At 42.8% G+C, this 22,596-nt stretch carries 18 protein-coding genes and 1 pseudogene; 5 read left to right on the top strand and 14 right to left on the bottom strand.

Annotated elements, in window-relative coordinates:
- Window positions 1–113: 113 nt before the first annotated feature.
- The 5 genes and pseudogenes from CAN34_RS05050 to yghU all read right to left on the bottom strand — a co-directional run.
- A pseudogene (locus CAN34_RS05050) lies at window positions 114–1,472 on the bottom strand (excinuclease ABC subunit A); the annotation flags it as partial.
- Between the two features lie 355 nt (window positions 1,473–1,827).
- Window positions 1,828–3,072 (bottom strand): DUF819 domain-containing protein, encoded by a 1,245-nt coding sequence (locus CAN34_RS05045; RefSeq protein ID WP_089554714.1) that lies wholly within the window; start codon window positions 3,070–3,072, stop codon window positions 1,828–1,830.
- 296 nt (window positions 3,073–3,368) lie between these two features.
- The gene (locus CAN34_RS05040; protein ID WP_089554713.1) at window positions 3,369–5,042 is read right to left on the bottom strand and encodes a DEAD/DEAH box helicase; all 1,674 of its coding nucleotides are present in this window, start codon (window positions 5,040–5,042) and stop codon (window positions 3,369–3,371) included.
- A 560-nt stretch (window positions 5,043–5,602) separates the two neighbouring features.
- Complete coding sequence (locus CAN34_RS05035) at window positions 5,603–6,679, bottom strand: DUF1176 domain-containing protein (protein WP_254423099.1); 1,077 nt, start codon at window positions 6,677–6,679, stop codon at window positions 5,603–5,605.
- A gap of 450 nt (window positions 6,680–7,129) precedes the next feature.
- Entirely contained in the window at window positions 7,130–7,975 is an 846-nt protein-coding gene (gene yghU / locus CAN34_RS05030; protein WP_089554711.1) for a glutathione-dependent disulfide-bond oxidoreductase, read from the bottom strand.
- Between the two features lie 331 nt (window positions 7,976–8,306).
- Between yghU and CAN34_RS05025 the strand changes: the two genes are divergently transcribed.
- Window positions 8,307–9,683 carry a DHA2 family efflux MFS transporter permease subunit gene (locus tag CAN34_RS05025; RefSeq protein ID WP_089554716.1) on the top strand — a complete coding sequence of 459 codons (1,377 nt, stop codon included), beginning with the start codon at window positions 8,307–8,309 and terminating at the stop codon, window positions 9,681–9,683.
- 169 nt (window positions 9,684–9,852) lie between these two features.
- On the opposite strand, the gene bfr (CAN34_RS05020) is transcribed toward CAN34_RS05025, so the two are convergent.
- The 3 genes from bfr (CAN34_RS05020) to CAN34_RS05010 all read right to left on the bottom strand — a co-directional run bounded on the left by bfr (CAN34_RS05020) (window position 9,853) and on the right by CAN34_RS05010 (window position 11,512).
- Window positions 9,853–10,335 (bottom strand): bacterioferritin, encoded by a 483-nt coding sequence (gene bfr / locus CAN34_RS05020; protein ID WP_089554710.1) that lies wholly within the window; start codon window positions 10,333–10,335, stop codon window positions 9,853–9,855.
- 63 nt (window positions 10,336–10,398) lie between these two features.
- Window positions 10,399–10,887, bottom strand: coding sequence for a bacterioferritin (gene bfr, locus CAN34_RS05015; RefSeq protein ID WP_089554709.1), 489 nt, complete (start codon window positions 10,885–10,887; stop codon window positions 10,399–10,401).
- A 433-nt stretch (window positions 10,888–11,320) separates the two neighbouring features.
- Window positions 11,321–11,512 (bottom strand): bacterioferritin-associated ferredoxin, encoded by a 192-nt coding sequence (locus CAN34_RS05010; RefSeq protein ID WP_079691738.1) that lies wholly within the window; start codon window positions 11,510–11,512, stop codon window positions 11,321–11,323.
- Window positions 11,513–11,799: 287 nt separating this feature from the next.
- On the opposite strand from CAN34_RS05010, the gene CAN34_RS05005 reads away from it, so the two are divergent.
- Window positions 11,800–12,132, top strand: coding sequence for a helix-turn-helix transcriptional regulator (locus CAN34_RS05005; RefSeq protein WP_079691737.1), 333 nt, complete (start codon window positions 11,800–11,802; stop codon window positions 12,130–12,132).
- 121 nt (window positions 12,133–12,253) lie between these two features.
- Here CAN34_RS05005 and cysA read toward each other — a convergent pair whose 3' ends face one another.
- From cysA to CAN34_RS04980, 5 genes are all read right to left on the bottom strand, one after another.
- Complete coding sequence (cysA, locus tag CAN34_RS05000) at window positions 12,254–12,976, bottom strand: sulfate/molybdate ABC transporter ATP-binding protein (protein WP_079691736.1); 723 nt, start codon at window positions 12,974–12,976, stop codon at window positions 12,254–12,256.
- A 90-nt stretch (window positions 12,977–13,066) separates the two neighbouring features.
- The gene (gene cysW / locus CAN34_RS04995; RefSeq protein ID WP_089554708.1) at window positions 13,067–14,014 is read right to left on the bottom strand and encodes a sulfate ABC transporter permease subunit CysW; all 948 of its coding nucleotides are present in this window, start codon (window positions 14,012–14,014) and stop codon (window positions 13,067–13,069) included.
- 1 nt (window position 14,015) lies between these two features.
- Window positions 14,016–14,900 carry a sulfate ABC transporter permease subunit CysT gene (cysT, locus tag CAN34_RS04990; RefSeq protein ID WP_079691734.1) on the bottom strand — a complete coding sequence of 295 codons (885 nt, stop codon included), beginning with the start codon at window positions 14,898–14,900 and terminating at the stop codon, window positions 14,016–14,018.
- A 241-nt stretch (window positions 14,901–15,141) separates the two neighbouring features.
- Window positions 15,142–16,236 carry a sulfate ABC transporter substrate-binding protein gene (locus tag CAN34_RS04985; protein WP_089554707.1) on the bottom strand — a complete coding sequence of 365 codons (1,095 nt, stop codon included), beginning with the start codon at window positions 16,234–16,236 and terminating at the stop codon, window positions 15,142–15,144.
- 245 nt (window positions 16,237–16,481) lie between these two features.
- Window positions 16,482–17,555 (bottom strand): sulfate ABC transporter substrate-binding protein, encoded by a 1,074-nt coding sequence (locus CAN34_RS04980; protein WP_089554706.1) that lies wholly within the window; start codon window positions 17,553–17,555, stop codon window positions 16,482–16,484.
- Window positions 17,556–18,062: 507 nt separating this feature from the next.
- Here CAN34_RS04980 and CAN34_RS04975 point away from each other — a divergent pair.
- Window positions 18,063–18,602: a hypothetical protein gene (locus CAN34_RS04975; RefSeq protein WP_089554705.1), complete on the top strand. Its 540-nt coding sequence runs from the start codon at window positions 18,063–18,065 to the stop codon at window positions 18,600–18,602.
- Between the two features lie 85 nt (window positions 18,603–18,687).
- Here CAN34_RS04975 and sat read toward each other — a convergent pair whose 3' ends face one another.
- Entirely contained in the window at window positions 18,688–19,941 is a 1,254-nt protein-coding gene (sat, locus tag CAN34_RS04970) for a sulfate adenylyltransferase (protein WP_089554704.1), read from the bottom strand.
- Between the two features lie 305 nt (window positions 19,942–20,246).
- On the opposite strand from sat, the gene CAN34_RS04965 reads away from it, so the two are divergent.
- Together CAN34_RS04965 and CAN34_RS04960 are read left to right on the top strand one after the other, a co-directional pair.
- Entirely contained in the window at window positions 20,247–21,932 is a 1,686-nt protein-coding gene (locus CAN34_RS04965) for a nitrite/sulfite reductase (RefSeq protein ID WP_089554703.1), read from the top strand.
- Complete coding sequence (locus CAN34_RS04960) at window positions 21,925–22,521, top strand: DUF934 domain-containing protein (protein WP_089554702.1); 597 nt, start codon at window positions 21,925–21,927, stop codon at window positions 22,519–22,521. Before CAN34_RS04965 ends, CAN34_RS04960 begins: the two co-directional genes overlap by 8 nt.
- Window positions 22,522–22,596: the final 75 nt, after the last annotated feature.

Below are 22,596 nucleotides of genomic sequence, written 5' to 3'. Positions count from 1 at the left end.
GTTTGTTTTAGGAGTTTTTTTGTTTCTTTCACCTAGTTCGTCTCGTGAACAATATGCTGACAGGTAGGCTACTCACCAACGTAACGTAAGCCCTCGAACGGCCCACCTTCACCAATCTCGCCACCATGCGTGCCAGCCTTTGGACCGACATCTACCACCCAATCCGCATGCCTAATCACACTCACATCATGCTCGACAACAAATACCGAGTTGCCCGCCGCTATTAGTTCATCTAACGCGCCCAGCAATGCTTGAGTATCGGCAGGATGCAGACCTGCAGACGGCTCATCCAACACATAAACCACACCAAAGAGCTGCGAGCGAATCTGCGTTGCCAATCGCAAACGCTGTAACTCACCAGGAGATAAAGTTGGTGTCGTGCGTCCAAGTGATAGGTATCCTAGCCCCAATCTTGTCAGTGCTTCGACGCGGGCAAGAATATCACTGGCAATACGCTGAGCAACGATGGCTTTTTCACGGTTTGGTATGTCATCAGTCGGGATTTTATGGGCAGCCTCTTCTAACTTAAGTGCCAGTTCGGTTAGGGTTAATTGTGATAAATCGCCGATATCCAATCCGGCAAATTTGACTGACAGCGATTCTTTCTTAAGTTTCTTGCCATGGCATTCTGGACACTCCGATATTTGCATAAACTGCGAGACGCGCTTTTTGGTGCGAGGGCTTTGGGTATTGGCAAAAGAATGTAAAACGAAGTTTTTGGCGCTGGTAAAGGTGCCCATATAGTTTGGTTTTTCACCTTTTTCAATCGCTTGACGGGTTTGCTCAAGATTGTACTCAGGATAGACAGGCACCGTTGGCGTATCATCGGTAAACAGAATCCAGTCGCGGGTTTTCTTAGGTAAGCTATGCCAAGGTTTATCGATATCATAACCAAGTGTCGTTAAGATACGGCTTAGGTTTTGACCCTGCCACGCTGGCGGCCAAGAGGCGATAGCACGCTCGCGAATAGTCTTAGTATCATCAGGAACCATTAGTTTTTCGGTTACTTCAAACACGCGGCCGATACCTGAACAAGTAGGACAAGCGCCTTCTGGCGTATTGGGTGAAAACGCATCGGCATATAACATCTCTTGGCCTACTGGATACTCTCCCGCTCGTGAGTACAGCATGCGCAGACCGTTTGAGATGGTCGTGACACTACCAACGGATGAGCGCACTGAAGGTGTACCGCGCTGCTGCTGTAAGGCGACTGCTGGCGGTAAACCTTCTATCGCGTCAACATCCGGCTCATCGACTTGGTCAATGAGTCGTCTGGCATATGGCGATACGGAGTCAAGATAACGCCGTTGTGATTCAGCAAATAACGTACCAAATGCTAACGATGATTTTCCTGAGCCAGATATACCCGTGAATACTACCAACGCATCGCGCGGTAAATCAACATCCACATTTTTGAGATTATGAACGCGTGCACCCCTTACCTGAATGTGGCTGTGAGAGGTATTATTAATAGCGCTGTTGTTAAAGTTATTATTAAAATGGTTAGGAGTCTTTTCTTTATTGGTCATAAAATTACTATTCCTATTAATTTTTATTATGAAGTCTTAAAAAGGTTAACATATCAGGGTTAAATACCTAGGCTAGGTTTACCTATTACTAGCAGAGTTAGACAAAACGATACTTAACATTAAAACTTAATTTCAAAGCTTTTTTTAAAGCGTAGTATTAACTACTAGATATCAAGTTAGAAGAACAAAAAACCCGCAACTGCTTATTATCAGTGCGGGTTTTGACGTAAAAATAATATGATTTTAAGCGCTTAAAATACTGAGCAGTATTTGTCTTGCTGTCTAAAGTGTTACTAAACTAAGAAACCACCAAGCGCATTAACTGCGTACTAATATAACCGCCAAACGTTCCTACCGCATAACCTAAGATACCCAAAAACACGCCAACGGGTGCAAGCGATGGATGAAAGGCTGTCGCGACGATAGGCGCAGATGACGCACCGCCCGTATTGGCATTAGAGCCGACTGCTAAAAAGAAGAACGGCGCACGAATGATTCTGGCAAAAATAAATATCAACACCACATGGATGCTCATCCATAATAGACCAATCAGCAGTAGCCGCCACTGTGAGACAATACCTGCTAGATTAATTTGCATACCAATAGCTGCAATCAATACAAAGATAAACACCGTACCGATTTTAGAGGCACCTACATGATCGAGCCTGCGTATTTTGGTAAAGGAAAAGACGACACCAATTAAAGTAATAATCACTACCATCCAAAAGAACGAGCTGGCAAAGCTATACTGTACTGCCCAGCTATAAGGCGCAAAGAACCCAGCAATCTGCCCGCCGACGAAATGTGCTACCCCGACCATCGCAAAGCATAAACCAAACATCACCATCAAATCATTTAAAGTGGCTGGACGGGCATTATCACGCTCATAACTCTCAACGGCAGCAATGACTCTATCAATGCTACTGCTATCAGCCTTTAAAAACTTATCGATCTTATCACTGTGTTTTGCCATAACTAAGATAGCCAGTAACCATAATGAGGCATTAGTGGTATCGACCAAGATCATCATACCAAACAAGTCATCACTGACGCCAAACAGCTCTTTCATCGCTGCTTGGTTTGCCGCGCCGCCAATCCAACTACCAGCCACTGCTGAAAATCCTCGCCATAGCGTGTCATCAATAAACATCTCAGGCGATACCCATTTGGCAATACCCAAGCTAATAGGTCCACTAATGACAATAGCGACACTGGCAGCAAAGAACATCGCAATCGCTTTCCAGCCTAAACCCAATATTTTTGGGACATCCATTGACAAGGTCATGAGTAGCAAACTTGCTGGCAATAGATAAGTCGCGGTAAAACCATAAATCTGCGAACCGATACCATCAGCGAAGACACCTAAGCTGTTTAGCGTCGCAGGTATAAAGCAGCACAGCACGATACCCGGTAGAACTGCATAAAAACGTTGCCAAAATTTACCGGGCAATGCTTGGGTATAAAACACCAAACCGATAATCGCCATAATGATGCCAAACGCTAAGGGCAAACTATCAATTGCTAAATGAGAAATATCGGGCATCAACTGGCTCCGCAGCACACGATGAATAAAAGCTTGTCAGTATAGACAAGGCAAAAAAAACGCGCAAGCAACTATCGAGTACAAGGCTAAGTTTATTTACCTCGTTTAAATAATTCAGATTATCTTAAGTGCTTGCATACACCTCAGTCACATCTCTACCTGGCAATCAATATCAAACCATTAAACACAAAAAAGCCAGATAACGAGTATCTGACTTTTTAATGCATTATCTTTTATCTATACGATTAAACCAATATATTTATAAAAACTATTGCTAATCGTTAAATATAAGACTATTACGAGTTGTTACCACGGCTGCCGCCGTTTGGACGACCTTGACCACGGCTGTCAGAGCGACCAGCTGGACGACCTTGGCTGCCACTTGGACGACCACGACCCGTTGCTGCGCGATCACCACGTGGAGCGCTTGCGCCATCACCACGGCTAGGAGCACCAGTGCGCTTGCCTTGATACGGCTTGCCACCTGAACGCTCATTTGGCTTGCCAGATGAATCACGTGGCTTACCTTGATAACCGCTGTCATTGCTTGCGCGTTGACCAGTGCCAGTGCTGCTATCACCTGATGGGCGACCACGACCTTGACCACTAGGTTTGCCAGCGCCAGCATAACCGCCCGCTGAACGACCACGACCTTGACCATTACCGCCGCCATTAGAGCGACCACGGCCACGACCGCGAGGACTGCCTTTATTTTCGCTAGGAACGTACGTTTTCTTAGGCTCCATGCCTTCGATAACAGATACTTCCATTTTGCGATCTAAATAACGGTTAATGGCGTTAAGCTGTGGACGATCATCCATGCTACATAGGCTGATAGCAACACCAGTACGACCGGCACGGCCACAACGACCGATACGGTGAACGTAATCTTCCGTTTGACGTGGTAAGTCATAGTTGATGACATGCGATAGTGCTGGCACGTCTAGACCACGAGCAGCAACGTCAGTTGCAACTAAGATTTTGCATTTACCATTACGTAAGTCTTGAACAATGCGGTTACGCTTGCTTTGTGGTAAGTCACCATGTAGGAAGCTTGCTTTATGACCGTCTTCTTGTAGCTGTTTTGCTAGTTTTTCAGTGCTACGTTTTGTGGCAGCAAAGATAATGATTTGTTCCATGTCTTTGTGGCAAACGATTTTATCAAGTAAACGGTTTTTGTGATCAAAATCATCACAGTAATATACTTTTTCTTCAATGTGTGCTGATTCAACTTTAATAGATACACGCTCAGGGTTTTTCGTGAAGCTGGCAGCGATTTTGCCTACTGGGCCATCCCAAGTTGCTGAACACATAATGGTTTGACGATCAGTCGGTGCTGCACGTAGGATATCACTGATATCATCAGCAAAACCCATGTCTAGCATACGGTCAGCTTCGTCAAGTACTAGTATTTCAAGGCTTGATAAGTCAACGCGACCTGCATTGATATGGTCAAGTAGACGACCAGGTGTTGCAACGATAACTTGTACGCCTTTTTTCAACGCAGTAATCTGACCGTTATATGGTGCGCCGCCAACTAATGGTACACAAAATAGACCGCGCATATCTTTAGAATAGGTACGTACGCTATCATGTACTTGCTGAGCAAGTTCACGCGTTGGCGTTAGGATAAGGGCTTTGGTCAATTTGTCGAAGCTAGTCGCACGGCTTAGGCGATCAAGTACTGGGATGACGAAAGCAGCAGTTTTACCACTACCCGTTTGCGCAGACAATAAAAGGTCACGGCCTTCTAATGCAAAAGGGATCGCTTGTGCTTGAATAGGAGTTGGATTGGTATAGCCACTACGCTCAAGCGCGGTAAGAATTGGCTTGGCAATGTTTAAGTCAGTAAAAGTAACTTGATTTTCGTCAGTAGCGTCAGTTGTTGCCGCTTCATTATTAGTATTTGGGGTGTTAGTAGTTTCGATGATTCCGTTTTCAGCAGCGATTGCAGATAAGATGTCAGTCATGAAGATCCTTGGTAAGTATAAGCTGCTGTAAATTCAGCAGACTTGATGCATACCACTGATAACCGTTCATCACGCTGCCGATATACACTTATTATCAAAATGTTGATAACTGCATGCCAAACCCATAAGGCTTGTCAATAGTATAAAGGCGTTCGTGCTGTCTGACGTATTTTGGTGGTAGTGCCGAGTGTCTCATCTTTGTCTGCTAAAAACTCAATATCAATGCTTTGTCCAAAGCAGATAAAGGTAAATAACAACCAATCTAGCCCCTACAAGGGTCCGTAGATAAGATATGAGTCAAAAATAATAGGATTATTTAAGTACACAAAATCATCGGCAACAATTACTTTCGGTCATCCTAGACCCAAAATCGCAGGCGATGTTATCAATCTCATAATTCACATTAGTCTAAGCTAACGTGGCGACGCAGTATAGCACAACAAAACTGTAATCAGTAGCTATTTTGCTGTTTTTATTAAAATAAGTCATAAAACAAGGTGTATGAAGCCTTATATGACTAATAACGGACACTGAATTTGATTTATTAAACAAATTTAGCATTAACGCGATATTTTAACTTCAGTAACATGAGTTGGCAGTTGCCACGCACCGCCCGCTGCAATCATGCGGCATAGCCCAGTAGTGCTTTCATGGCTTTTTTCAAAGTTTTTTCCGGTCCATAACCACTCAGTTTTGGACAGGCAGTCACCAATACCACGACCCTTTTGTACTGAAGTTATTTTGCCGCTATTATAATCTGTTGCACCAGTCGTCACTAATGTGGGCTTGTAAGGTTTACTGTCATTGAGCACCCAGACACCTATGCCGATATTATAAGCGCCTGTCCAGCAGTCATGTTGTGCGAGTAATTGTCTGCTATTTAAGCGACTGACGCGCCATGGTGACTTATCAGATAAGTTTGGGCAGTCAGTATCTACGTCGCTCATGGTGTTTTTCATTATCTTTGATAACTCAGAAGCGCGCATTGCGAATTTTTTCTTACTACTAGAAGTGGCTTGGGGGTTAGGCGTGACCAGCTGTATTGACGGTATGGCTTTGGGTGCTAAGACGCTGCTATTAGACTTGGTGATGCTGTCACGAATAAAGGCGCTTGGCGTACCTACTCGACCCTGTGCTTCATCGGCTTTGAGCATGACTGCATTTGAACCCTTATCGGATAACTGCCAGCGCGTATTGCGAATGACTAATTCAATTTTGCTCGATTTGGTCAGTGCTTCTAACAGCGCCGTTACTTGCGCCGACGTAAGCTCTGCATAACCTGCTGCAGCTGAAAAAGGTCTGGTTTCTCCGTAATCTACATTATTAATAAACAACGATATCCGGTGGCGATTGCCCAATTGCATCAATGCTTTGGCAGAGCTTTCTTTAGCACCGCCAAGTTTAACCTGACCATCGATCGTCGCATTGGCACCTGCACGGCGCACCAATAATAAAGAGACAGGCAGCTCGCTATTGCTATCTGCTTGATAGCCTGCCAGCCGGCAAGTACGGGTATTATCACAAGCGACTTGCCAATCTTGGCTGCTAAAATCAACGGGCGTGCCAGCAATACTCGTAGCGCTAAATAAAGCGGTGCTGATTGCTGCAAATATGGGTAATAAAATTTTCTTTGGCATGAATACTGATGTCTTTTTAGTTTTTATAGCATTTCTTTTAAAATAAGAAGTATTGTTTGAATATTGAGTTTTTTCAATATCGCTCTGACCAATCTTACTCAATAACAGTAATGGTCGACCCTTAAGCGTATTATTATTCTTCATAATTTTTACTCATTAATAGAAGAAATATAAACACCGGCCTATTAAGGCGGTGACTGCTATCTTAACGTATCAATGTTTCTATCTGTTGTACTAATGTACCATTATGTAAATATTGAAGTACAGCTCTATTTGAATATATCCATATATGTATATGGAATTATGAATACGTTAAATACAAAAAAGATTAATAAGAGAATTCCTTATTAACCTTTTTTATTTTCAATCTTATGCTTCTATCGTTCAGCTGTTTACGATATTGCTTGGCTATCATACTGAGCTAATATTCTATAGACAGTATGGATTAGACTAGACAATTGGCTCAAGCACTAAGTCTACTGCGCGTTTGACTGCTGGACGTTCGGCTATTTTTTCCGCCCAACGCTGCACGTTTTTATAGTCATCAACTTGTAAGAATTCAGCAGCATCATAGAGCTTGCCAAGTACCAGTTGGCCATACCATGCCCAAATAATGATATCGGCGATATTATAATCAGACTCGTTATTACCACACAGGTATTCATTGTCTTTTAGGTGGCGGTCAAGGACGTCAAGCTGGCGTTTAACCTCCATGGTAAATCGATTAATAGGATATTCCATTGGTTCAGGAGCGTAAGCGTAAAAATGACCAAAACCGCCGCCTAAATATGGCGCACTACCCATCTGCCACATCACCCAAGAAAGACAATTGGCACGAGGCTGACCTGATTCAATAGGAATAAACTTTTCAAACTTCTCTGCCAAGTACATCAAAATAGCGCCCGACTCAAATAACTTGATAGGCGTCTCCCCAGAATAATCGACTAGCGCAGGAATCTTTGAGTTAGGGTTTATTGCGACGAAGCCTGAGCCAAATTGATCGCCTTCCGAGATATCAATTTTATAGGCATCATAAGCGGCTTCTTTGATACCAAGCTCAGCCAACTCTTCTAATAGAATGTTTGCTTTAACTCCGTTTGGGGTATTCAGTGAATACAGTTGTAACGGTGCATCGCCTACTGGCAGCTCTTTGTTATGGCGCGCGCCGGCGGTTGGGCGATTGATACTAGAGAACTTACCACCGCTCTCTTTATCTTGGATCCATATTTTGGGTGGTACGTATTTATCACTTTTCTCATCGATATTATTGCTAGATTTATTATTGTTCTGGCTCATAAGATATCCTATTTTTTATCGTTTTATTAAATGTGATTGCACTCGTCATGATTTTTCTAAATACGGTTTTTCTAAGTATAGTTTTGCTGACTCTTTATATCCTACTATAACGAGGATGGATCATTCTATTAAAGGCACGTCTTGTAATTAGTGTAGATGTTTTTACACCCTGATTACTGACGTTTACGCTGATGGTTACTTTGCTGCTCTTTAACTGCTAGACGGTTATTTTTATACTACACACAACTTAATAGCTGTTTTATAAATACAGTTAGCGGCTGATTAAGACAAACTTTAAATAATGGCGGTCTTAAGATATGGTGACAGCAATATGGTAACCCTAACCCCAACGCAAGATAAATACCTACCCTATGTACTAGCGGTGGCGTTATTTATGCAGATTTTGGATGCCACCATCCTTAATACCTCATTACCACAAATGGCGCAAGCACTGGGCGAATCACCGCTCAAAATGCAGTGGGCTGTCATCAGTTATGCGCTTACCTTGGCTATTTTTATTCCCATTAGCGGGTTTTTAGCGGATAAATATGGCACACGGCGAGTGTTTTTGTCAGCGATCATTATCTTTTGTATTGGCTCACTATTATGTGCCGCTTCTCCTACCTTAAACCTTTTGATAGGCTCACGTATTGTACAAGGTATCGGCGGCGCAATGATGACACCTGTTGCGCGGTTGATATTGGTCAAATCTTATCCGCGCAATAAGCTCTTAACCGTCATGAACTTTGCAGTGATACCCGCATTGGTTGCACCGCTGGTCGGACCAGTATTGGGTGGTTATATCGTTCAGTACACCAGTTGGCATTGGATATTTTTAATCAACATCCCAATGGGTATTTTTGGCTTTATCATGGGTAAAAAGCTAGTGCCTGCTTTATTTGAGGATACCAAACGTCTAGATTGGACAGGTTTTTTGTTGTTTGCTGCCGCGGCGTGTGGTTTTACCCTCGCTGTGGAGTTTGGTTCGCAGACGGGTCGCGGATTTTATGGACTCATGCTTGGATTGCTGGCAAGTTTATTGATAGGCGTTTATGTGTGGCATGCCAAACGTCGCTCTGCACCGTTGTTTCCGTTGAGTCTATTCAGTATTCGCACCTTTCGCATTGGTATTACCGGTAATTTATTTACACGGTTAGGCATCAGCGCGGTGCCATTTTTATTGCCATTATTATTACAAGTGGTGTTTGAGTACTCCCCCTCACGAGCAGGTTGGCTGCTCGCTCCTATTGCGGTCGGTGCGATAGGTATCAAGCCTTGGGTCAGTAAGATTATCCAGCGTTATAGTTATCGCACGGTTCTTGTCTACAACACCTTTTTGATGGGCATGCTCATCATTGTATTGGCGCAGTTTAGCGATTCATCACAATGGATTTGGTTTATCCCTATTTTGACGGTGATGGGCGCTTGTAATTCCATGCAGTTTAGCGCGATGAATACCATTACCATCGGTGACTTAGAAGGCACGCAAACCAGTAGTGGTAATAGTTTGATGGCCGTTAATCAACAACTGGCCATCAGCTTCGGTATTGCCTTTGGGGCGGCGCTGCTGAATCTATTACGAGAGCGCCTGCAGCTCGATACGTTGGCTGCCTTTCAAACCACGTATTGGATACTGGGTATTTTGACTATCCTGTCCGGATTATACTTTTTACGCCTAAAACCTGAGGATGGTCGCGGCTTATATTGATGTATTGCAGGGCGCTATTTCGAGAGCGTCTCTTTTATCTTAAGCTGACTATACAGCAACATTCGTTAACATTCAGACCTGAAAAAGCCAGCGTGTCATTGGTTGAAGACCAAGGTACACGCTGGCTTTTGGCGATTAAATGATGGTTAATGACACCAACATGAATAATCTAAGGCGCTTTATCGTCATCCATTTGAGATTGGATATAGTTTTCAATACCAGCGTCTTTCATTAAGTCTTCTTGTGTTTCTAACCAGTCTTGATACTCTTCATTGCCATCTTTTAGAATAACAAGTAGCTGACGCGATACATAGTCCTGCTGCGTCTCACATAAGGTAATCGCATCGGTAATGATGGCGAATTTTTGTTTCTCTAAGCGTAAATTGCAGTCAATCATTTCAGGTACATCTTCAGCGATGAACATCTTGCCATAATCTTGCAAATTTGGTAAACCACCTAGCAATAAAATCCGTGCAATCAGATCATCAGACCATTTCATCTCCGCAATAGACTGTTTATAGAAACTTTCATTTAGCGACTCTAAGCCCCAGTGTCTAGCAATACGAGCATGCAAAAAATACTGATTGATCGCTATTAATGACTGCCCAAGCACCTTATTTAGTGCACGGATAACCTCTTTATTCCCTTTCATGACATCTCTCCTTACTTATTTTGTTTAAGCTAAGCCTTATGGCTATTCATATCCATTATGATATTAAATAAGATCGGGAGACACTTCGGCCATCTGACTTTGTAAATAATTTTGCAGGCCAATCATATCAATCAGTCGCAACTGTTGCTCAAGCCAATGTGCATGATCTTCTTCCGTATCTTTGAGCTGCTCAACCAACATCTCACGCGTCACATAGTCATGCTCTGCTTCGCAGATAGCAATACCATCTTTAAGATGTTGTTGTACTTCATATTCAAGGTTAAGGTCGAGCTGCAGCATTTCTGGAACCGTACTACCAATATGAATGTCATTGACTTTCATCTTTGGTGTGCCGCTCAGCATCAAGATACGGCGGATGATAGCTTGTGCATGCATGGTTTCGTCTTGCATTTCATGGCTGATACGATCGTATAATTTGCCGTAATGCCATTCCGCATACATCTCAGAATGAATGAAATACTGATCACGAGCCGCAAGCTCACCACCTAACAAAAAGTTTAAATAGTCAATCACTTTCGGGCTGCCTATCATCACATATACTCCTGTATTTATAGTTATCTGCAGATTAAATTCATAATATTACATATATAGAAAGCACTATCGGTAAACCAATCAGTAAAGATTAATTCAACAAAACGTCTTACAAAGACAGATAGATATAGTAACATACGGACGCGTATAGCTTGTAATGATATGAACTGAGAATAAGATGCGAATTGAGAATCATAATGAACGACTGTTGCCATTGGCCGACAGTAATCAATGATAAGACTCAATATGGATCAATCGATAGCATGAATGCAGGTGTATAAGTGAAGTTATATGGACGCTGGCAATCTACCCTTTAGGTATAATAAACAAAAGGTATGTGCAAAATACTGAATACATTGCTGTTACATCGAGGTGATTAGATATAGTTATTAGATATAACTATTATAGTAGGGAATATCTTAGTAGATGCGGCTTAAACTGCGTAAGCCAATACATCGAGTTTGGCATGGTGTGCATCAAGATAGTCATTTACCATAGGCTCACAGCAGCCGCAGCAAGTTGCCACATCTAGAGTATCTTTTAGACCATCTAACGTATCAATGCCCGAAGCAATGGCGGCTTTGATTTGCTTTTCTTTGACATCGTTACAGATACATACGTACATATGCGGACTCCTACGTGAATGACTAACTTGTTATTCGTTATAATAACGATAATTATTACCATTTACAATAGTATTTAAAATATTTGTCAGTCATGTTAATTATGACCGCCACGTTATATTGCGCTTATTTAATTCACGTAACTGAATATACTGCTAACTGTAACTATAAAGTATCAAAGGTAGTAAAATGGCGACGAACTGTAAATATGGTCATTTTTTAATCGATTTTGTAGCTAACTGCTGTTATATTGTCCCCCTATCAACTAAACATATATTGGAATTGTTCTATGTCTAATAATAATTCTATGATACAACCACTTGAGTTGTTTAAAGTATTATCTGACCCAACGCGCTTAAAGATTTTTCAAATCTTATTTAATAAAGAATCGCGCTGCGTTGGTGAGCTGGTAGAAATACTTGATCAACCACAGCCAACCATATCGCGCCATCTCAATCACTTGAAAAAATTGGGTATTTTAAGCTGCGTTCGTGATGGAACGTGGATGTGGTATGAAGTGGCAGACGATTTGCCAGAGTGGTGTCAAGATATCTTAGATATTACTTATCAGCAGATATCAACCAAAGATATTAATGTGCAAAAACCTACTTCCATGTCGTAGGCATTAGAAACCTTGATTAGACAGACTCTATCAAGAAAAACCTAGGTTAATTCAACCATAAAAAAGACCTAATCATGATTAGGTCTTTTTTTATGGTCGACTGTTTTTTATCTTAAAATAACTATACCAAGTCCAAAAAATCACTGACAAACGCATTGGCTGGCTGGTGAATCAGCTCCTCTGACGTCCCTACCTGCTCGACGCGACCATGGTTCATGACCACAATCTCATCAGATACTGCCCGCGCCTCTTCTTGGTCATGGGTGACCATGATGCTGGTGATACCAAGCTCATGATGGATGTTTTTTAGCCAGGTGCGCAGCTCTTTACGTACCTTAGCATCTAGCGCACCAAACGGCTCATCCAATAACAATAACTTTGGCTTCACAGCTAAAGCGCGTGCCAGCGCAATCCGCTGACGCTGTCCACCTGACAACTGATGCGGGTAAGCGTTGGCCAATTGTGGCAGTTGTACTAGGTCGAGCAGCTCAGCGACGCGTTTATTAATATCTGCTTTACTGGGACGCTCGTTCTTTGGCAACAAGGTCAGGCCAAAGCCTACATTATCAGCGATGTTTTTGTGACGAAACAATGCATAGTGCTGAAACATAAAGCCAATATGGCGTTTTTGTACTGGCGTATTGGTGACATCTAACTCATCGAATAATATCTGTCCTGAGTCTGCATACTCAAGACCAGCAATAATCCGTAGTAAGGTGGTTTTACCACAGCCTGAAGGCCCAAGTAAGGTGGTTAGCTTACCTGTCGGGACAGTGATATTAATGTCGTTTAGGGCAGTAAAATCACCAAATTTTTTATTAACGTTCCTAATCTCGATGCTCATAGCAGTATCTCTTATAATGTTTCTTATTATGACTTTATCTAATGGTGCATAATTTTTTTTGTCAGCAGTTTTAACAACGTCTGTAATGACTTATTTATCAGCGTCTCTATCGTTACTAATAGGCTTCTTAACCGTCGCATTGGCACTAACGGGCAATTCAGGGGCGCTTACCAGCCGCTCAGACTTAGCAAACTTACGATCTTGCAGCTTAGTCATCACTTGTTGCACGAGCAAGGTCACCATAGCTAAGGCAGCAAGTAGGCTAGATAAGGCAAAAGCGGCCGTAAAGTTATAATCGTTATAGGCAATCTCAACCAATAGTGGCATGGTGTTGGTTTCGCCGCGAATATGACCAGAGACCACACTGACCGCGCCAAACTCACCCATCGCCCGTGCATTGGTCAAAATCAAACCATATAACAGTGCCCACTTTATATTGGGTAAGGTAATATGCCAAAACGTTTGCCAACCGCTAGCGCCTAGTGTCAATGCCGCTTGCTCTTCAGAATCACCTTGAGTCTGCATTAAAGGTATCAGCTCACGGGCAACAAAGGGAAAGGTCACAAATAAAGTGGCTAAAATAATACCAGGAACCGCAAAAATAATCTGTATCCCCATACTCTCTAGCCAGCCACCGATAGGAGAATTAAGACCAAATAACAGGATAAACATCAAACCTGCCACCACTGGTGATACCGAAAATGGTAAATCAAGCAAGGTGGTGACTAATTGCTTACCTTTAAACTGATAACGTGTCACCAGCCATGCAATGGCTATACCCATCACCATATTAATTGGTACGACGATAGCAGCGGTAATCAGAGTCAGCTTAATCGCTTGTAGCGCTTCAGGTTCAATAAGAGAAGCAATATAGAGCGCCCAACCATTTTTAAGCGCTTCGTAAAATACGGCAAGTAGTGGAAAAACCAACATGATAATCATAAATAAAACGGCAATAGTAATAAAGATGCGTCTGATCCATGGCTTATCTCGGGTTGCAGGGTTGCTTTGATAGTCGTAGCTATTGGCTATTTGCATCTTAGCGAGCTCCTACGCGGCGTGACAGTTTCCACTGCACTATATTAATCGTTAATAAAATCACAAATGAGATCAGCAGCATAAATAACGCCACAGCCGATGCGCCTTGGATATCAAATTGCTCAAGTTTACTGATAATAATAATGGGTAAAATCTCAGATTCCATTGGTATATTACCGGCGATAAAAATAACGGAACCATACTCGCCAGTGGCGCGGGCAAACATCATGCCAGCGCCCATCAGTAGTGCAGGTAGTAGCTCTGGTAAAATGACTTTGCGAAAGGTAGTAAATCGATTGGCTCCCAGTACCGCAGCTGCCTCTTCAAATTCAACCGATAACTCTGCTAATACGGGCTGCACCGCACGCACAATAAACGGAAAACTCACGACCACTAACGCCAGCCAAATACCGATCGGGGTAAAGGCTACTTGAATCCCAATTTTCTCAAACCACTGCCCTATTAAGCCGTTAGGAGCATATAGGGTAGCAAGGGATATACCGGTCACGGCTGTCGGTAGCGCAAACGGTAAATCAACCAAGGCATTAATGAGAGATTTGCCCCAAAACTCATAACGGACCAACACCCAAGCGACCAAGGTACCAAACACCATATTGGTCAACATGGCTAAGAACGACATCCATAACGTCAACTTAATGGCGGCTGCGACCTGAGGCTGACTAATGGTTGTCCAAAATCCTGTCCAGCCCATTTGGGTGGTGGTATAAGCCATCATCGCAAACGGCAACACCACCAATAACGATAAGCTAAAGACGGTGATTCCCATACTTAGCCCAAAACCTGGTAGCACATTACGTTGGCGCAAGCGTGTCAGCCAGCCCTTCTTGTGACTAGGTTTATTGGCAGAAGAGGTTGTTGCACTCATAATAATGTCCTATTGCCTATCTAATGGTGCTTATCGTTAAGACCATTTATTTCAAGTTTGTTATTAGTATGCTTATGGTATAAAGGACATAGCACGAGTGGCCATGTCCTTTATATTGTGTACTCTACTTATTGAACGATACTGTTGATTATCTTTCTAAGTTAAAGGTAGCTCTAAACTCATTATATTTTAAGAGTCAATGTTTTGAGAGCTAATGTTTTAAGGATTGCTTTATTAAAAGTTACTTTGGCGCGTTAACGGCTAACTGATCGAACACACCACCGTCACTGAAGAAGTTACCCATGATGTCATCCCATGAGCCAAAGGTATCATTCGGACGGAAAGTCTCAATTGGTGGTAATTTATCACCGTTTTTATCAAGAACACTCTTCACGCTTGGACGCAAGTACAAATCAGCGGCCAATTGCTGAGCAGGCTCGCTCCATAGGTAATCAAGATAGGCTTTTGCAGCAGCAGTGGTGCCTTTTTTATCAGTAACGGTTTTTACAATAGCCACCGGACTTTCAGACTTGATAGAGTATTTAGGATAAACGATATCTACTTTACCAGCGCCAAAATCAGTGGCTGCAAGATTGGCTTCATTCTCAAAAGTAACTAACACATCACCGATACCGCGTTGGACAAAGGTCGTCGTTGCTGCGCGTCCGCCACTCTCATAAACTTTGACATTTTTAAGGACATCTTTTACATAGCTTTTCGTTTTGGCTTCGTCTTTGTTAAACGCATTCAAACCATAACCATAAGCGCCTAGGAAGGCATAACGGCCATTACCAGTTACTTTCGGGTTGGCCATGACAATCTCAACGCCCGACTTGGTTAAGTCTTCCCAGTCTTTGATATTTTTTGGATTGTCTTTACGCACTAAAAATACGATGGTGCTGGTAAAAGGTACGGCGTTATCTGGGAACTTACTTTCCCAATCTGCTTCAACCAAACCTTTCTTCTGAAGGAGCTCAATATCTGAGCCTTGGTTCATAGTCGCTACGTCTGCTTGTAAGCCATTAGCAACCGATAATGCTTGTTTGCTTGAGCCACCATGCGACTGATTAACGCTGATATTACTGTTTGGGTTTTCAGCTTTATAGTGTTCAATAAATAAAGGATTGTAGCCTTTGTAAAAATCGCGTGCCACATCGTAAGAAACGTTTAATAGCTCAATATTTTCAGCGGCAGCAGCTGGCTCGCCCTCTACTTTGGCAGTTGGCTCAGTCTTTTCGCTATTGCTACAGCCTGTCATACCCAAAGTGAGCGCCACGCCGGCGATACTTAGGACGCTAATCGTTTTGTTTTTATAACCTGCTGTATATGATGTCATGGCTGCCTCAAATGAGATAAGTTAAGTAATGCAGGTATGCTAACAGCGTAGGCTTATTATGTTTAATGACGAATATGCGTATGTTATTGCCAAAATGGAATATAAGATGTAAAAATATAGGCTTATCAAGTACTTAATATAACGAGCGTTTGATAAGCCTTATATTTTTATAAGCGAATGACCGATTGCTTGTATCATTCGCCAATAGTCAGTCGAAAGTAAGGCAGTAATTGATCATCCTGTTTTTATTTCGCACTTGCCAACGCATCAAAGCGACTACCATCAACAAAGAATGTCTCCATAATTTGTGTCCAAGGACCAAATACTGCTACTGGCTCAAATGTCTCAATATCAAGCAAGGTGTCCTTGTGGGCAGTAAGCACTTGCTCATTACTAGGACGCATATACATCTGTGCCATCAGTTCCTGTGCAGGCTTGTCCCATAAGCTTTTTAGATACGTGTTTGCTGCTTCTGTTTTACCTGCTTTATCAGTCACTGCAGTCACCACAGCAACAGGATTGGCAATCAAAACTGAATAACTTGGATAGACGATATCCACTTTTCCTTTGGCAAATTGCTTGGCGGCCAAATGCGCTTCGTTTTCGGTCGTAATGAGCACATCGCCTAGACCGCGCTGAGTAAAGCTGGTCGTTGCTGCGCGCGCGCCATTGTCATAAGTGACGACGTTTGCCAGTAGCTTTTTAATAAAGGCATCTGTTTTGGTAGAAGCTGCAACATTTTCTTTAAAATGATGGAGTCCATAGCCATAAGCACCCAAAAAGGCGTAACGCGCCGTACCACTGGTTTTTGGGTTGGGTATCACCACACCGATGTCGTTACGAGCCAAATCTTGCCAGTCTTTAATGCCTTTTGGATTGCCACTGCGTACCAATAGCACCATGGTACTGGTGTAAGGGACAGCCTTATTTGGTAATGCTTGTTGCCAATCAGCAGCAACCAAGCCTTTTTCAACCAGCAAATTCATATCACTTTCTTGATTAAAGGTCACCACATCCGCTTGTAAACCATTAGCGACCGACAACGCTTGCTTACTTGAGCCACCATGCGACTGATTGATACTAACTTTGCTATCGGGATGCTCTTTTTGATAACCCTTAGCGAATAAGGTGTTGTAGTCTTTATAGAAATCGCGTGATACATCATAAGAGACGTTAAGTATCTCGATATCTTTTGACCCATCTGCTTTTTTCTGTGCCTCGTTTTGAGTCGCTTCAGTGGGGCTACAGCCAGTCATTAACATTGCAACTGCCAGTACGCCACCAATATTTAATCTGACATTAGATACGTGTGCTCTCATATTCTTACGCTCAATAAGTAATTGGACACTAGCCAAGCTAAGCTTGTGAAACCTCTTGTGAGTTGGTTGCATAAATACTCTCGATAATATTGATAGGATCGTTGCTTCAAAATATTGATCGCCCAGTTAAAGGCTATAATGTCTTGAACATGATTTGATGAATATGGTTTTATGAATGATGAGAGATATGCTAGCAGCATAGAAGTTAAATGCTTAGTGACGAATCCGCTTATCGAGTGATTAACTTGGCATAAGTAATGTTATTAGTTATTCTAAAACAGCTGTTTTTATTGGGTATTTTTGCGATATAGTGATAAGCAGACACTTTTGAGTAAGCTACGGTATTGTTTACTAAGTAGACTGGTATTTATGTAAGCTGTATTATCCGTTGAATATTCAACATACCTTAACTATGCCGTTTAAATGGCTTAATTTTACAACCATCAAACTTTATTATTTTGCAGACATACTAGCCATCTCAATTACTTACTTAAAAAAGGCGCCTAAATGACCCTTTCTCTACCTCGTTATTCTCATTTTTTTGCGGCACTCTCATTAACCACTTCTGCTCTATTTGCCTTGAGCGGCTGTAATAATACGACCACCAGTACAGGCAGCAACATCGTAAAGCAAACAACAGCGACTATTACGCCTGCCGTGCAAGCAGTGGTTGGAGACTATGCTTCTAAGGGCTACGCTTCTGAGGGTTATGCTAAACGTACACAAGGCTATGATTGGGTTGGCGTCATGGTGCGCGCAGCAGATGATGAACAAGAGGGACAAATTGATATCAAGGTACGAGCGCGCAGCGATATCAAGAAACCCAGTTGCTATTTTGATGGTAAAGCGACTTTTATGGGTCAAGATGACGCGCACGGTATCATTTTTCAAAGCAAGGTCAATGACAGTACGGCTTTTTTTCAATTTAAAGACGACAAGCTCACTATCGACAGCCAAGATAAATATGCGCTCAATTATTTTTGTTCTGGTGGCGGCTCACTAGTAGGAGAGTATGAAAAGCTTGCAGGTACTTTAAAGCTTAACTAAATGGTTTTTGCTGGCTGTGAAACATTAAAAAAGGTGCCAGATTTATCGTCTGACACCTTTTTTATTTAGCCGTTATGCAATTTTCTTATACCGCAGAAGCACCGACCAACTTAACCTCAGCACGCTCTTCTTTTACAATACCCGCATAATAATCACGTAAAATCTCTAGTACTTCAGGACGACTAAAGTTCTCTGGTACCTCTTCATCTTCTGATAACGCTTTACGCAACTTCGTTCCTGATACTTTCACGTGCTCAGAGGCGTTATGCGGGCAAGTTTTGTCCGATGCCATAGCATTACAGGCATTACACCAAAACGTCCAGCCAATTTTTAGCGGCTGGGTAATCAGGTCATCTTTACCAACATAATCAAAGATGGTTTGCGCATCAAAGGCACCATAATAATCACCAACACCGGCATGGTCACGACCGACAATCAGATGGCTACAGCCGTAGTTTTGACGGAATACGGCATGCAGTAATGCCTCACGTGGTCCGGCATAACGCATATCTAATGGATAGCCAGCTTGAATAACGGTATCTTGTCTAAAGTAATTATCAATCAAAGTTTTAATGGCTTCTTGACGGACGTCTGCTGGGATATCGCCTGGTTTTAGTGCGCCTAGTAACGAATGTATCAGCACGCCATCACATATCTCAATAGCAATCTTGGCGAGATATTCGTGTGAGCGGTGCATTGGATTACGGGTTTGGAAGGCAGCGACCGTTTTCCAGCCTTTAGCATCCAAAATAGCGCGGGTTTCAGCTGGTGTTTTATAGATTTCTGGATATAAGGTTGGGAACTCGCCTTCGCTCAATACTTCGACGCTGCCGGCGATATTAACTTCGCCTTGATCCAACACTTGTTGAACGCCGGGATGCTCTGGATCCGTGGTGGTAAAAACTTTTTGGCATTCATGCTCTTTATCAATGGTATAAGTCTCTTCCACCGTCAAAATGCCCATAATCTCGCCATCTTGCGCCACCAATGCGACTTTATCACCTGCATTTAAGCTATCAGCGGTCGCTTTAGGTGCAGACAAGGTAATCGGAATTGGCCAAAACAAGCCAGCATTGTCACCACTTTGCAGACGCATGTTATCTACCACGCCCTGCCAATCCGCTTGATTCATAAAACCATTTAACGGTGTAAAGCCGCCAATACCAAACATAATCAAATCACCGCGCTCACGTGAGCTCAATGTGATGGTTGGCAAGGTGCTGGCAAACTTTAATGCTTGGTTGCGCGCACTCTCATTTAATAAAAGCGGCTTAAGCTCAGCGCTACCATGTGGAGGGACAAGTTTTGATGGTTTTTGATTAGCGGTTATAGATGTCATAGTGTTTTAAAACCTCAAGGAATGATCAAGAAAATAAATAAGCGATAATTTAACGATAAACGGTTAGTTGCTAATGGACAGCGATTTATGGAAATTGAAAGTTGAAAGTTGAATTTGATAAACATAGGCTACCTAACTTTCGTTATGAAAATTTATGCTGTGTTTGGATATGGATATGTCTTAAAGGAATTTATGTTTAGAGAGCCAACCTTATATGATGTAAAACTGAATTGTTTACCTTGCGATTGGCAATAAAACTTATTAGTCGCTGCTTTTACGTTTAAAAATAACATTGAGATTACGTCATGTATCAATATAACTACGCTGACCAAACCTTAGTAGAAGAACGGGTTGCGCAATTTCGTGACCAAACTGAACGATTTTTGGCAGGCGAGCTCCCAGAAGAGCAGTTTTTACCGCTACGACTGCAAAATGGTCTTTATATCCAACGTTATGCACCGATGCTACGTATCGCTATCCCTTACGGGCTGCTGGCTACCTATCAGTTGCGTAAATTGGCTGAGATTACCCGCAAATATGACAAAGGTTACGGGCACTTTACTACCCGCACCAATATGCAGCTGAACTGGCCAAAACTTGAAGAAGTACCAGATATTTTGGCGGAGCTAGCATCAGTACAAATGCACTCGATCCAAACGTCGGGCAACTGTATTCGTAATACCACCACGGACCCTTATGCTGGTATTCATCAAGAAGAAATTGCCGATCCACGCCCCTATTGCGAGATTATTCGCCAGTGGTCAACCTTTCACCCTGAGTTTGCTTTTTTACCGCGTAAATTTAAGATTGCCGTTATTGGTACGGCCAACGACCGCGCTGCCACGCAAGTGCATGATGTTGGACTGCATTTAAAAACCAATGACGCCGGCGAGCTTGGTTTTGAAGTCATCGTTGGTGGCGGACTTGGACGTACGCCTGTCATTGGCAAGGTTATTAATGAGTTCTTACCACGTCAACACTTGCTCAGCTACTTAGATGCTATTTTGCGCGTCTATAACCTGCACGGTCGCCGCGACAACAAGTTTAAAGCCCGTATCAAGATATTGGTTGAGAGTATGGGTGGCCCCGCCTTTGCTAAGCTGGTCGATGCGGAATGGGAAGCGCATATAAAAGACGGTCCATTGACTTTAACCGATGCAAACTTTGCAACCGCCAGTAGCTTTTTCACGGAACCTGATTACGTCACCTTTGATGCGCTACAAATACAGTCTGAGCTACAACAGCAACTCAGCGCCGATAAAGACTTTGCTAATTGGTATACCCAAAATACCGTGGCGCATAAAGTTGCAGGCTATCGCGCCGTGGTGATTTCGCTAAAAGCTGGTTTGGTCGACGGCATCTACGTGCCATCAGGCGATGTAAGCGAGACGCAAATGGATGCCCTCGCTGATCTTGCTGATAAATATAGCTTTAGTGAATTGCGTGGTACTTATCAGCAAAATCTAGTATTTGCAGACGTACAAAGCAATCAGTTATACGAGCTATGGCAACAGCTGGCTAAGCTACATTTAGCCCGCGCTAATATCAATACCTTAACCGATATGATTGTCTGCCCAGGCTGGGACTTTTGCTCGCTTGCTAACGCCACTACTCACAATATTGCCGAGCAAATCGAAAAACAGTTTGATGATCTCGACTACCTTTATGATTTGGGTGACATTCGCCTCAATATGTCTGGTTGCATGAACGCTTGTGCGCATCATCATACTGGTGATATCGGTATCCTTGGTGTCGATAAAAAGGGTGAGCACTGGTATCAAATCAGCCTTGGCGGCAACTCTAGTGATAATGCCAAAATCGGTAAAATCTTAGGTAAAGCCGTGCCAGCTGACGACGTGGCAACTACTCTACAAAAGATATTGGACGTTTATCTAGAGCAACGCGTCAGCAATGAGAACGATGTAGAAGGCTTTGGTGACTTAGTCGATCGCGTTGGCATCGCCCCCTTTAAGGAGAAGGTTTATGGGTAATCATCATGTATTAAACAGCAAAGGCATTGATATCGGTCAAAATGATACATGGTTGGCGCTTAGCACCAATGAGCTACCAGATGGCATTGCACTTACCCATATATCGCTGCTTGAGCTACTGCATAAACAAGAAAAATTCGATATCGTACTGCCGCTCACTGATTTATTAGATGCTAAAGGCAAGCTCGCTGGTGGGCTATTACAGCAGTTGCATGAGCTGTTAACCGAACACGCCAGCCGTATGGGCGTTTGGATCACATCAGATAACGATACTGATACATTGGTTAATTTGTCAGAGTTTTTATTACAGCAAGATTTGATTGTCATTCATGTACCTGTCTTCACCGACGGGCGCGGCTTTAGTTATGCGCAAACCCTGCGCCAAATGGGCTATCAGGGCGAGATTCGCATGGCTGGCAAGTTCGGCCGTGATCAAATCGCTTATTTGTTACGCGCTGGTGCTGATAGTTTTGTGATTAGCGAGCATGATCTGCAGTCTATCTCTAACATCAGTCAAGCATTTACCGCACTTGCCAGTAGCTACGACGGGCGCGATGCTAGCGCATTACCGATGTTTGCAGGCGCTTAATTTTATAATGAATCATACGAACTGATATTAATGTCTTTTTACTCTAATTGTTTTTACATTAACACTCATTAAGGA

Origin of the sequence: Psychrobacter sp. DAB_AL32B, assembly GCF_002224105.1 — a bacterium.
Taxonomy (GTDB): domain Bacteria; phylum Pseudomonadota; class Gammaproteobacteria; order Pseudomonadales; family Moraxellaceae; genus Psychrobacter.
This window is presented reverse-complemented; position numbering and strand designations above follow the sequence as displayed.

Excerpts from the sequence above, each read along its gene's own strand:
- CAN34_RS05045 (WP_089554714.1), bottom strand. The coding sequence starts at position 3,072 with ATGCCCGATATTTCTCATTTAGCAATTGATAGTTTGCCCTTAGCGTTT.
- CAN34_RS05040 (WP_089554713.1), bottom strand. The coding sequence starts at position 5,042 with ATGACTGACATCTTATCTGCAATCGCTGCTGAAAACGGAATCATCGAA.
- CAN34_RS05035 (WP_254423099.1), bottom strand. The coding sequence starts at position 6,679 with ATGCCAAAGAAAATTTTATTACCCATATTTGCAGCAATCAGCACCGCT.
- yghU (WP_089554711.1), bottom strand. The coding sequence starts at position 7,975 with ATGAGCCAGAACAATAATAAATCTAGCAATAATATCGATGAGAAAAGT.
- CAN34_RS05025 (WP_089554716.1), top strand. The coding sequence starts at position 8,307 with ATGGTAACCCTAACCCCAACGCAAGATAAATACCTACCCTATGTACTA.
- bfr (WP_089554710.1), bottom strand. The coding sequence starts at position 10,335 with ATGAAAGGGAATAAAGAGGTTATCCGTGCACTAAATAAGGTGCTTGGG.
- bfr (WP_089554709.1), bottom strand. The coding sequence starts at position 10,887 with ATGATAGGCAGCCCGAAAGTGATTGACTATTTAAACTTTTTGTTAGGT.
- CAN34_RS05010 (WP_079691738.1), bottom strand. The coding sequence starts at position 11,512 with ATGTACGTATGTATCTGTAACGATGTCAAAGAAAAGCAAATCAAAGCC.
- CAN34_RS05005 (WP_079691737.1), top strand. The coding sequence starts at position 11,800 with ATGTCTAATAATAATTCTATGATACAACCACTTGAGTTGTTTAAAGTA.
- cysA (WP_079691736.1), bottom strand. The coding sequence starts at position 12,976 with ATGAGCATCGAGATTAGGAACGTTAATAAAAAATTTGGTGATTTTACT.
- cysW (WP_089554708.1), bottom strand. The coding sequence starts at position 14,014 with ATGCAAATAGCCAATAGCTACGACTATCAAAGCAACCCTGCAACCCGA.
- cysT (WP_079691734.1), bottom strand. The coding sequence starts at position 14,900 with ATGAGTGCAACAACCTCTTCTGCCAATAAACCTAGTCACAAGAAGGGC.
- CAN34_RS04985 (WP_089554707.1), bottom strand. The coding sequence starts at position 16,236 with ATGACATCATATACAGCAGGTTATAAAAACAAAACGATTAGCGTCCTA.
- CAN34_RS04980 (WP_089554706.1), bottom strand. The coding sequence starts at position 17,555 with ATGAGAGCACACGTATCTAATGTCAGATTAAATATTGGTGGCGTACTG.
- CAN34_RS04975 (WP_089554705.1), top strand. The coding sequence starts at position 18,063 with ATGACCCTTTCTCTACCTCGTTATTCTCATTTTTTTGCGGCACTCTCA.
- sat (WP_089554704.1), bottom strand. The coding sequence starts at position 19,941 with ATGACATCTATAACCGCTAATCAAAAACCATCAAAACTTGTCCCTCCA.
- CAN34_RS04965 (WP_089554703.1), top strand. The coding sequence starts at position 20,247 with ATGTATCAATATAACTACGCTGACCAAACCTTAGTAGAAGAACGGGTT.
- CAN34_RS04960 (WP_089554702.1), top strand. The coding sequence starts at position 21,925 with ATGGGTAATCATCATGTATTAAACAGCAAAGGCATTGATATCGGTCAA.